General features: G+C 60.4%; 6 protein-coding genes. 2 read left to right on the forward strand and 4 right to left on the reverse strand.

Features of this window, described 5'->3' with window-relative positions; translation table 11 throughout:
* The first annotated feature begins 65 nt into the window (after positions 1-65).
* A complete protein-coding gene (treS, locus tag V6Z53_RS16785; protein WP_338580718.1) occupies positions 66-3,407 on the forward strand; it encodes a maltose alpha-D-glucosyltransferase in 3,342 nt (1,113 codons plus the stop codon).
* A 2-nt stretch (positions 3,408-3,409) separates the two neighbouring features.
* The gene (gene glgB, locus V6Z53_RS16790; protein ID WP_338580719.1) at positions 3,410-5,644 is read left to right on the forward strand and encodes a 1,4-alpha-glucan branching protein GlgB; all 2,235 of its coding nucleotides are present in this window, start codon (positions 3,410-3,412) and stop codon (positions 5,642-5,644) included.
* Positions 5,645-5,767: 123 nt separating this feature from the next.
* Here glgB and V6Z53_RS16795 read toward each other — a convergent pair whose 3' ends face one another.
* The 4 genes from V6Z53_RS16795 to V6Z53_RS16810 form a co-directional block, all read right to left on the reverse strand.
* Entirely contained in the window at positions 5,768-6,835 is a 1,068-nt protein-coding gene (locus V6Z53_RS16795; protein WP_338580720.1) for an autotransporter outer membrane beta-barrel domain-containing protein, read from the reverse strand.
* 314 nt (positions 6,836-7,149) lie between these two features.
* Positions 7,150-9,693: an autotransporter outer membrane beta-barrel domain-containing protein gene (locus V6Z53_RS16800; protein WP_338580721.1), complete on the reverse strand. Its 2,544-nt coding sequence runs from the start codon at positions 9,691-9,693 to the stop codon at positions 7,150-7,152.
* 247 nt (positions 9,694-9,940) lie between these two features.
* Positions 9,941-10,741 carry an endonuclease/exonuclease/phosphatase family protein gene (locus V6Z53_RS16805; RefSeq protein ID WP_338580722.1) on the reverse strand — a complete coding sequence of 267 codons (801 nt, stop codon included), beginning with the start codon at positions 10,739-10,741 and terminating at the stop codon, positions 9,941-9,943.
* 202 nt (positions 10,742-10,943) lie between these two features.
* A complete protein-coding gene (locus V6Z53_RS16810) occupies positions 10,944-11,702 on the reverse strand; it encodes a PIG-L family deacetylase (RefSeq protein ID WP_338580723.1) in 759 nt (252 codons plus the stop codon).
* Positions 11,703-11,876 lie beyond the last annotated feature (174 nt).

Genomic DNA, 11,876 nt, shown 5'->3' on the forward strand with positions numbered 1-11,876 from the left:
GATCTCATCGCACTTGAGAGCGGTGATCGGCTCAGCGGCATATTCGAATTCAACAGGAGTTTCCAATGGCGAAGAAACCCAAGGCAGCCACCTTCATCAAGGACCCGCTCTGGTACAAGGACGCGGTGATCTATCAAGTTCATGTCAAATCCTATTTCGACTCCAACAACGACGGGATCGGCGACTTTCCCGGCCTGATCGCCAAACTCGATTACATCGCCGACCTCGGCGTCAACACCATCTGGCTCTTGCCGTTCTATCCCTCGCCACGCCGCGACGATGGCTATGACATCGCCGAATACCGCGGCGTGCACAGCGACTACGGGACCATGGCCGATGCCAAGCGCTTCATCGCCGAGGCGCACAAGCGCGGCTTGCGAGTGATCACCGAACTGGTTATCAACCACACCTCGGATCAGCACGCGTGGTTTCAGCGCGCACGCAAGGCCAAGAAAGGTTCGGCGGCGCGGGACTTCTACGTGTGGTCCGATGACGACCAGAAGTACGACGGCACCCGGATCATTTTTCTCGACACCGAAAAATCCAACTGGACCTGGGACCCGGTGGCCGGTCAGTACTTCTGGCACCGTTTCTACTCCCACCAGCCCGACCTGAATTTCGATAATCCGCAGGTCATGAAAGCGGTGCTGTCGGTGATGCGCTATTGGCTCGACATGGGCATCGACGGTTTGCGCCTGGACGCGATCCCGTACCTGATCGAGCGTGACGGCACCAACAACGAAAACCTGCCGGAAACCCACGACGTCCTCAAACAGATCCGCGCCGAAATCGACGCCAACTATCCCGACCGCATGCTGCTGGCCGAGGCCAATCAATGGCCGGAAGACACCCAGCTGTATTTCGGCGACACCGACAAAAAGGGCCTGAACGGCGACGAATGCCACATGGCTTTCCACTTCCCGCTGATGCCGCGCATGTACATGGCGCTGGCCCAGGAGGACCGCTTCCCGATCACCGACATCCTGCGCCAGACCCCGGAAATCCCGGCCAACTGCCAATGGGCGATTTTCCTGCGCAACCATGATGAACTGACGCTGGAAATGGTCACCGACAAAGAGCGCGATTACCTGTGGAATTACTACGCGGCCGACCGTCGGGCGCGGATCAACCTGGGGATTCGCCGGCGCTTGGCGCCGCTGATGGAGCGTGACCGTCGCCGGGTGGAGTTGCTCAACAGTTTGCTGCTGTCGATGCCCGGCACGCCGACAATGTATTACGGCGATGAAATCGGCATGGGCGACAACATCTACCTCGGCGACCGCGACGGCGTGCGCACGCCGATGCAATGGTCGATTGACCGCAACGGCGGTTTCTCCCGCGCCGATCCGGCCAGCCTGGTCCTGCCGCCGATCATGGACCCGCAATACGGTTACCTGTCGGTCAACGTCGAAACCCAGTCCGGCGATCCGCATTCGCTTTTGAACTGGACCCGACGTCTGCTCACCGTGCGCAAGCAGTCCAAGGCGTTCGGTCGCGGCACGCTGAAAATGCTGTCGCCGACCAATCGCCGGGTTCTCGCCTACACCCGCGAATACACCGGGCCTGACGGCAAACACGAAATCATCCTGTGTGTGGCCAACGTGTCGCGTAGCGCCCAGGCAGTGGAACTCGACCTGTCCGCTTATGTCGGCATGGTGCCGGTGGAAATGCTCGGCGGTAACGCATTCCCGCCCATCGGCCAGTTGAATTTCCTCCTGACCCTGGCGCCTTACGGGTTCTACTGGTTCGGCCTCGCCGCCGAGAACCAGATGCCGAGCTGGCACGTGGAACCGGCGCAAAGCCTGCCGGACTTCACCACGCTGGTGTTGAAAAAACGCATGGAAGAACTGCTGGAATCGCCGTCCAGAAATACGTTGGAGCAGGGCATCCTGCCGAACTGGTTGCAGAACCGCCGCTGGTTTGCCGGCAAGGACGCGGCTATCGAGCAAGTCAACCTGGCCTACGGTGTGCGTTTCGGTGATGCGCAGCATCCGGTGCTGTTGAGTGAAATCGAAGTCACCAGCGGCGGCCAGACCAGCCGCTATCAACTGCCGTTCGGCTTTATTGCCGAAGATCAGGTTGGCGCGGCATTGCCCCAACAACTGGCGCTGTCACGGGTGCGCCGTGGGCCGCAGGTCGGTTTGATCACCGATGCCTTCAGCCTGGAGAACTTTATCCGCACGGTGTTGCAAGGAATGCACGAAAACCGGGTATTGCCTTCCGATGGCGGCGAGATCCGTTTCGAGCCGACGGCTGAACTGGCGAAACTGGGCCTGACGGCAGAGTCGGAAGTGCGCTACCTGTCCGCCGAGCAATCCAACAGCTCGGTGGTGATCGGCAACAGCCTGGTGCTCAAGCTGATCCGCAAAGTCGCCTCGGGTGTGCACCCGGAACTGGAAATGAGCGCGTATCTGACCAGCGCCGGGTTCGGCAATATCTCGCCGCTGCTGGGTGCGGTGGTGCGTCGGGATGCGGCGGGCGAAGACAACCTGCTGATGATCGCCCAAGGTTACCTGAGCAATCAGGGCGATGCCTGGGAGTGGACCCAGAACAACCTGGAACGGGCGTTGCGCGACGAGCTGGCGGACGCGATGTCCGATCAGGACCAGCACTACAACGCGCTTGGCGAGCTGAAGGATTTCGCGGCCATGCTTGGCCAGCGCCTGGGCGAAATGCATCAAGTGCTTGCAGCGCCGAGCAACAACCCTGATTTCGAACCGCAAAACACCACGCAAAAAGATGCGCTGGCGACGGCCAAGGATGTGGCGGCGCAGATCGAGCATGCGCTGAAGTTGCTCAAACAGCATCAAAACGAACTGAACCCGGCGGACAAAACCCTGGTCAGCCGTTTACTGGACAACAAAAAAGCCATTCTTAGTCACGTGCAGGAGTTGGGCAAAAAGACTGCGGGTGGCCTGCGGATTCGCGTGCATGGCGACTTGCACCTTGGCCAGGTACTGGTGATCAAGGGCGATGCCTACCTCATCGATTTCGAAGGCGAACCGGCGCGACCGCTGCACGAACGCCGGGGCAAGCACAGCCCGTACAAGGATGTCAGCGGTGTATTGCGTTCCTTCGACTATGCGGCGGCGATGACCATCAACGTGCACAACGTCGACAACACGGCGCAGGCACAGGCGGCTCGCAAGCGAGTGGCGGATCGTTATTTGAGTGAAGCAAAACAGGCATTTGTCGACGCTTATCGGCTGGCGGCAGCTACGCTTGGCCATGCGTGGCAAGATCCCGAAGGCGAGGACGCCGCACTGGCGTTGTTCGGCCTGGAGAAGGCGGCTTATGAAGTGGCCTATGAGGCGGAAAATCGTCCCACCTGGCTGCCCGTGCCGTTGCACGGTTTATATGGATTATTGAGTGGGCTTAAACCCTTTTCCGATCTTGGTGGAGAGTAGTCATGAGTTTCTCGAACAAGGAACAGGGTCATCATCACAAAGAAGCGCTGCTACCCAGGGCGCGCGATATCGACGCACTGGTGCGTGCCGAGCATCACGACCCTTTTGCAATTCTCGGCCCCCACGGCGACGGTGCCGGTGGGCAATTCATTCGTGCCTATCTGCCGGACGCCCTGAGCGTGCAGGTGGTGGCCAAGGAATCCGGGGAAGAGCTAGGCAACCTTGAGGCGACCCAGACACCGGGGCTGTTCGTCGGGCACTTCGACCGGGCGCAACCGTATCTGCTGCGGACCCGCTGGGCCGGTGGCGAACAAACCGCCGAAGATCCCTACAGCTTCGGCCCATTGCTCGGCGACATGGATTTGTACCTGTTCGCCGAGGGCAATCACCGGGATCTGAGCAGCGCCCTCGGTGCACAGTTGATGACCGTGGACTGCGTCGACGGTGTGCGCTTCGCCGTATGGGCGCCAAATGCCAAAAGAGTATCGGTAGTCGGTGACTTCAACGTCTGGGACGGTCGCCGTCATCCGATGCGCCTGCGCCACCCGACCGGCGTCTGGGAGTTGTTCATTCCACGCCTGCAAGCGGGCGAAGCCTACAAATACGAAATTCTCGGCAAGGACGGGATTCTGCCGCTGAAGGCCGACCCTATGGCGCTGGCCACGAGCCTGCCACCGGACACCGCGTCGAAAGTCGCTTCGCCATTGAAGATCGACTGGCAGGACCAGGACTGGATGCTGTCCCGAGGCGAACGTCACCGCCCGACCGCGCCGTTGTCGATCTACGAATTACACGCCGGTTCCTGGCAATGCGAACTGGACGACCTTGGCGAAGTGGCTCGCCAGTACACCTGGCCCGAATTGGCCGAGCGGCTGATTCCTTACGTCAAAGAGCTGGGCTTCACCCACATCGAACTGATGCCGGTCATGGAACACCCGTTCGGTGGTTCGTGGGGTTATCAGTTGCTCTCGCAATTCGCCACCAGCGCCCGTTACGGCACGGGGGATGAATTCGCGGCATTCGTTAACGCGTGTCACCAGGCCGAAATCGGCGTGATCCTCGATTGGGTGCCGGCGCATTTTCCTACCGACACCCATGGCCTGGCGCAGTTCGACGGCACGGCACTGTACGAATACGGCAACCCGCAGGAAGGCTTTCACCAGGATTGGGACACGCTGATCTACAACCTCGGCCGCACCGAGGTGCACGGCTACATGCTGGCCTCGGCTCTGCACTGGCTCAAGCATTTCCACGTCGATGGCCTGCGGGTCGATGCCGTGGCGTCGATGCTGTACCGCGATTACTCGCGCAAGGCCGGCGAGTGGGTGCCGAACCGCCATGGCGGTCGGGAAAATCTTGAGTCGATCGACTTCCTGCGTCATCTCAACGATGTGGTCGCCCTCGAAGCGCCGGGCGCATTGGTGATTGCCGAAGAGTCCACCGCGTGGCCGGGCGTCAGTCAGAGCACGCAACAGGGCGGCCTCGGTTTTGCCTACAAATGGAACATGGGCTGGATGCATGATTCACTGCACTACATCCAGCAAGACCCGGTGTACCGCGCGCATCACCACAACGAGCTGAGTTTCGGTCTGGTGTACGCCTGGTCCGAGCGTTTCATCCTGCCGATTTCCCACGACGAAGTGGTGCACGGCAAGCATTCGCTGATCGACAAAATGCCCGGCGACCGCTGGCAGAAATTCGCCAACCTGCGGGCCTACCTGAGTTTCATGTGGGCGCATCCGGGCAAGAAGCTGTTGTTCATGGGCTGCGAGTTCGGTCAGTGGCGCGAGTGGAACCACGACCAGCAACTGGACTGGTACTTGCTGCAATACTCCGAACACAAAGGCGTGCAGAAACTGGTGGGCGACCTCAATCGCCTGTACCGCGAAGAGCCTGCAATGCACGAGCAGGACGATGTGCCGCAAGGCTTCCAGTGGTTGATCGGCGACGATGCGATCAACAGCGTCTATGCGTGGCTGCGCTGGAGCAAGGAGGGGCGGCCGGTGTTGGTAGTGGCCAACTTCACCCCGGTGCCCCGTGAGGCATATCGGGTCGGCGTGCCGTTTGCCGGGCGCTGGACCGAGTTGCTAAACAGCGATTCGGCGACCTATGCCGGTTCCAATTACGGCAACAGTGGCGGGGCGTTTACCGAAGAAGCGCCGAGCCACGGGCAGGCGTTGTCGCTGGTGCTGAATTTGCCGCCGTTGGCGGTGTTGATGCTCAGTCCGGAGGGATGATCCCAGACCGCTGATCGCGAACAAGCTATGCTCCTACAAAGGCAAAAACGCCGAATACCTGTAGGAGCAAGGCTTGCCCGCGATGGCGTCAGCCCAGTCAATACAACTCTTGAGGTCTGTTCCTCACCACCGCATCCGCACACCCAGGCTGCCAATGATCCCGTTCAGATCATTGTCATCCACATCACTGCTGTAATCGGCGCTGACGTACAGGCTCACGGTCGGCGTGACCTTTGCCACCAGCCCCAATCCCAACTCGACCGTTGAAGAGTTGCGACTGCTGCTGATCTTGTCGACCTGATCGAGCGTCACGGTATTACCGGTGTACACCGTGTGCCACAAGTTGGTCCGCACATAGGGTTCGACGGGCAGGCCGTTGATGTCGTAGCTCCCTTTCAATTTGGCACCGACCCGACCGCTCCACGACGTCAAGTCGCTGGAGGACGCATTGGCTGAGCCCGCGTAAGGGGTGTCCAGGGTGATCCGCTGGTTGATCAATTGTGCTTGCGGTTCAACTACCCAGTTCTCGCTGATGCCAATCGGGAAGCCGCCTTCGACCGACAGCGTCACCGCGCTGCCTTCGGTAATTTGCCGCGCGCCTTGATCGTTGCGGCTGACACCGTTGACCCGGCCACCGCTGGCCGACAGATCGACGTGCCAGCCTTGTGGGCCGGTCAGACTGTAGTAGGCGCCGAGGCTTTGGCCTTGCAGGTTGAGGGTGTCGGTGTTCGGGTCGGACATGCCGCGATTGGTCACCAGGCCATTGCTGTTGCCCTGAATCTGGTTGGTGCCGCCAATCAGGCCGACTCGCTGGGTATGGCCGCTGGTGCTTTGCAGGGTCAGGATCGCCGGGCCTTTGAGTTCGCCTGAACCGAAGTTGGTAAAGCCTTGGGCGAGGGCGTCGGTTTGCGCCTGGCGTGACGCCTGTCCGTAAATCTGATCCCAGGCATAGGGCGTTGCGTCTTCGGTGGTGAAGTGGCTACTTCGTATGTCGGGGTTGGGGCTGAAACGGCCGGGGTAGGTGGTGTCGAGAGCAGGCAGGGTAAGCACGGGAATGTCCTGGCGATACCAGGGCGTTACTTCTTCCTCGGCCGGTTGGGCCTGTACTTCCATGGAGGAGCACAGCAAGAGTGAACTCGAGACAGTGCAAAAAGTGACTTTGATCTCTTGTTGGGTGAGTGAAGTTCTCATGGCGGGGCTACCTTGCAATCGCGTGCCGTACTTGCCTTGGCGTCTCTCCTACCCCGAACGAGGGGCGACCGAATGTATGGAGGCAAGCCGGGGGCCGCCCGTGTTCGCGGGTGTCTTGGGGGCTTGCCCCTGATTGTGTTTCCGGGGGTAGTACCGTGAAGTCAAGAAGACCCCTGCCACTGCGTCAAGAAAATGGCCGATAAATGGTAGGGCTATTTTTGCTTCTATAAGTGCCTGATTTACGACGCATCCCTAAGTTCTTGTTTATTGGAAAATTCGTCAAAAAACTCGCGGGCTAGAGCTATTGCTCGGAGTTACCAGCTCAGCCTGATACCCAGGTTGCCGGCCATTCCTCGCTGCTGATTGCTGTCGATATTGCTGCTGTAGTCGGCGTTGGCGTACACGCTGACGCTGGGGGCGAGGGTCAGGATCGCGCCGATACCTAGATCGGCCCATGAAGTCCTTTGCTCGGTGTCGATGTCGGTGGTTCCGGCAAAAGTGACCGTGTCAGTCCCGGTAAAGGTGTGCCACAGGTTGGCGCGCAAGTAGGGTTCCAGTGGCAGGCCGCTGACGTCGTAGCGACCTTTGAGGCGAGCGCCGAAGCGCCCGGTCAAGGCCGGATCGGAATCGAAGGACACCCGGGAAACACCGTCGTCCTGACTGTCGAGATCAATCTGTTGGTGGATGATTTGCGCCTGGGGTTCGATGACCCAGTTGTTCGCCATCGCGAAGGGATAGCCAGCCTCCACTGAAAGGGTCAGGGCATGCCCGTCATTGTCGATCTTCAGACCTCGATCGGAATGGCTGCCACCGTAAAGCCAGGTGTGCATTGCCAACGCATCGATGTACGCATTGCCGGGATCGGTGATTGTCCAATAGACGCCGAGGCTGTCGCCCTCAAGCTCGACCTTGCCGGCGCGTTTGTCTTCGAAGCCCTGATTGAAACCGTCGACATCACCTTTCAAGCGGCTGTGGCCGACGAAGAAACCGCTGCGCTGGGTTTGCCCGCCTGCCAATTGCGAAGCAAAAAGATCGTTGCCGACCTGGAAGCCATTGAGCGAACCGTCGACCCTGGGTGTCACGGTGCCGGCCCAGGTTTGCTCGTAGTTCTTGCCATAGACCCGGCCCCAGCCTGCACCGAAGGATCCGGTCTCGGTCAGCAGACGTTGATCGCCCTGGCGATCGTGGAAGGTGCCGAGGGCGGTCATGGTCAATTGCGCCGCTGCTGGCGGCAACACTGACCAGGTCGGGACTTCCGGACGATACAAGGGGATCGGTGCTGAGCCCGGTGCAGGAACCGGCACCGACGGACTGCCGGCCGCCGCCACTGGCGTGGCTACCAGCGGCACCAGAATCGGCGGCAGCGTCGGGTCGGGGTTGGGCACCGCAACCAGCGGCACTGCCACGGCAGCCGAGCGCAAATACCAACTGTTTTCGCTGCCGACCGTGACACCGCCCTTGTACAGGACGTAATCATAGGCTCCGGCCGATACCGGAGCCTTGAGGCTGAAGGCGTCGCTGTTGCTGACGGCCGTGCCTTGGGCCTGAACCACTTGGATGCCGTTCTGCAAGGTTTCCGCGCCGGCGCCACCCAGGTTGCTCACGGTAATGGCCGTGGTGCCTGTGAGCGTTCCGCCGTTGACCACCAGTTTGTCGCTCGGTGAACTGTCATCGCCCAGCGCACTTTGCACCCACAACTGTCCGCCATTACCTGCGTAATTACCCTGCACCGTCAGCATGTCGCTGGTATTGCCACCGCTCAGATCGATGATCCCGGCGTTGTTCAGGGTAGCGCGTTGGCCGGCGGTGAAAGGCGTGATTCTGCCCTGGGTGGACGTCAGAACGCTGCTGCCGTCGATGTTGAATACGCCGGTGCCGCTGGTGCCGTCACCGAGAACGAAGTTACCGGCGAGATCGAACTGAGAGCCGTTGTTCAGGTTGACCGTTTCCCAATTGACGTAGCGCCCGGCCCCCGCGGTTGTGGTGCGGTCGAAGGTCAGCACATCGATGCCGGTGCTGCCGTTGAGGCTGGGTGTCTGGGCGAGTGTGCTCTCGCCGAGATTGCGCAGGGTTGCACTGTCATTGCCGTCTTCCAGCAAGATTTGCGAACGGATAATGCCGCCGCCATCCCACACGAAGGTGTCGTTGCCGGTGCTGGCACGGACCTCGCCAACGATCTCGCCGCCGGTCACCGTGATGCTGTCGTTGCCGCCGCTGACGCTGATGTTGCCGCCGATCCTGCCCCCGGAAACGATGATGGTGTCGGTGCCGAAACCGGTGACCAGGTTGCCGAGGATCTGCCCGCCGGACAGGTCGAACAGGTTGTTGTCGAGTTTCATGTCGACCCGGCCGATGGTGCCTCCGGTCATCGTGGCGGTGTCACCGTCCTCGAAGGCACCGACAATCGTGCCACCGGTCATGCGGAAGAAGTCACGATTGTCGCCCTGGGCCAGGGACCCGATGCTGCCACCACTCATGGTGAAGTTGTCGATGCCATTGCCCTGGTTGACGGGACCGGTGACCTGGCCGTTGCTGATGTTGAAGACATCGGCGCCATCCCCCTGATCCACGATGCCCACGATACGACCGGAATCCATGTTGATCGTGTCAGTGCCTGCACCGAACGTCACGTCGCCATTGATCGTTCCGGTGCCGTTGGCGGGCAGATTCAGGGTGTTGTTGCCCGCCAGATCGGTCAACGGCCCGCTGCTGGCGCTATCGCATGTGAAGGTGTCGTTGCCGGCGGTCGGGGTAAGGGTGCAGGCGGCTTGGGAGGAGGATGACCATCCGACACAAAGCCAGAGGGAAAAAGCACAGGCGCTGTAGCGGTACTTGGGCAGATCTGTCGAAAAAGTCATGCTCGTCTCCGCGTTGGGGGCGGTGACTGGGCTGAGGCATCAGTCACCCTCGGCAGTGCGGGTTGCTAGACAGAGTCATGAAGGTAAACACCCGTAAATCGAGAACCTTCGGCAACGACGGCCACTGTGAGTCGCATGCCCGTACGATCAATGGTGCACGGACGTCAGCAGCCTAACAGCGGTATTTGGGTGTCGCTACTGTCATAAATAACAGGTAAGTCGGTCCCGATTTAAAAAAAATCCAACCTCACAGCCGCACTTCAACCGCCAATGGCAGATGGTCCGACAGATGCGTCCAGGGTTTGCTGCCGAGTATTTTCGGCTCATGGCTGCTGGCATTTCGCAGATAAATGCGATCCAGGCGCAGCAGTGGAAAACGCGCAGGGTAGGTTTTTGCGGGGCGGCCGTGATGGCGTTCAAAAGCTTCGTGCAGGTAGTCGCGACGGGCGAGGGCGGCATTGCCTTGCAGCTGCCAGTCGTTGAAATCGCCGGCGATGATCACCGGTGCATCGTCGGGCAGGGATTCGAGCAACTGGCAGAGCAATTGAAGCTGCAACTGCCGATGACTTTCCAGCAGGCTCAAATGCACGCAGATCGCATGGACCTCGGCGTGCCCCGGAACGTCCAGCACGCAATGCAGCAGCCCGCGGCGCTCGGGGCCGGTGATGGAAACATCGAGGTTGCGGTATTCGCGAATCGGATATTTCGAAAGCAGCGCATTACCGTGGTGGCCGTCGGGATAGACCGCATTGCGGCCATAGGCGAAATCGCTCCACATGCTGTCGGCCAGGAACTCGTATTGCGAGGTTTGTGGCCAGTCGTTGTAGCGCGAGGAATGCCGATCGTGTTCGCCGACGACTTCCTGCAAAAACACCAGGTCCGCCGAGGTGCTGCGTACCGCTTCGCGCAGCTCCGGCAGGATGAATCGGCGGTTGAGCGCGGTGAATCCCTTGTGAGTATTGACGGTCAGCACACGCAGTCGATGGATGGCCGGTGGTTTGTCCAACGGTACTGATTCGACCGCCTGCGGCTTGGAAGTACTGGTCACTTTCACTCCTCTGAATCAAGGCAAGCTTATCTATGCGACTGATCCTGGGGCGGGCAGTTCAGTTTGAGTGACTTCAGGATAGGCACCGATCAAGTGTGGGAGCGGGCTTGCTCGCGAAAGCGGTGTTTCAGACGACATCAGTGTTGACTGTGCTGACGTCTTCGCGAGCAAGCCCGCTCCCACATACTGGATTGTGATCAATTCAGATGAAGACAATTTCATACGGCAAGCGCATTCGTTCCAGCAGGATCCGTGGCAGTAGCGGGGCGATGCCGATCGCCGGTTCACCGTCGAGCTGGCTGGCGTAGGCATGGGTCGCGTGGCTTTTGCGCGCGACGGTCCAGGTGTCCAGGCGAACCTTGCGGGCACGGTGCCAGGGGATCGAATCCCGGTCGCGCGTCGGCCAGTGCCAGGCCCAGACCGGCACTTCATTGAAGTCGGCACCGGCGATGTTTGCGGCGGCGGCACTGGCACGGCCGACGGCGTCGTGATCGCGGGTACCGTCTTCGGACCAGGTGCTGAACACCACGTCGCCGGGCCGCAGGTAGCGGGCGATGAAGCGGGTCAATGCCTGTTCATGCTCGGCCAGGGCGTTGTCGGTGAAGCCGCCGCGAATCCATTTCAGGCTGTGCATCGGTAACCCGAGCCGGCGCAGGGCTTCAACGCTTTCCTGAGAGCGAAACACGCTGAGGCGTTTCTCCGACCATTGCTGTGATCCCGGATGACTGGCACTGCCGTCGGTTACCGAAATCAATTGCAGCGGATGGCCCATGGCGCTGAGTAATTGCAGGAGTCCGCCGCAGGTCACCACTTCATCGCCCGGATGCGGGGCGATCACCACGGCACGAGCACCGGGCGGGACCAGCGACTGTGTGTTGATAACCGGAATATTGTCCAGTTGCGGGGCGCTGTTCCAGATCTGTGCTGGCAGGCTGTGTTCACTGATGGAAACAGGTTTCATGGGTGACGTCCTTGTTTCGTTTCGCCTTCAGTCGTGCGCAATGCTTGCTGCAGGCAAGCCCGGCAGACCCGTGAGGACGGGTTGTTAGCCCTTCGCGGCACTCCGAACCCTGGAATGCCGCGCATCGAGTATTGCTCATGAAGCGCTATCCGTCGCCTCTGAGCTTGATCCGAA

It is taken from the genome of Pseudomonas sp. MAG733B (assembly GCF_036884845.1).
Classification (GTDB): domain Bacteria; phylum Pseudomonadota; class Gammaproteobacteria; order Pseudomonadales; family Pseudomonadaceae; genus Aquipseudomonas.

Coding starts and splice junctions, on each gene's coding strand:
- V6Z53_RS16795 (WP_338580720.1), bottom strand. CDS start 6,835: ATGAGAACTTCACTCACCCAACAAGAGATCAAAGTCACTTTTTGCACT.
- V6Z53_RS16800 (WP_338580721.1), bottom strand. CDS start 9,693: ATGACTTTTTCGACAGATCTGCCCAAGTACCGCTACAGCGCCTGTGCT.
- V6Z53_RS16810 (WP_338580723.1), bottom strand. CDS start 11,702: ATGAAACCTGTTTCCATCAGTGAACACAGCCTGCCAGCACAGATCTGG.
- treS (WP_338580718.1), top strand. CDS start 66: ATGGCGAAGAAACCCAAGGCAGCCACCTTCATCAAGGACCCGCTCTGG.
- glgB (WP_338580719.1), top strand. CDS start 3,410: ATGAGTTTCTCGAACAAGGAACAGGGTCATCATCACAAAGAAGCGCTG.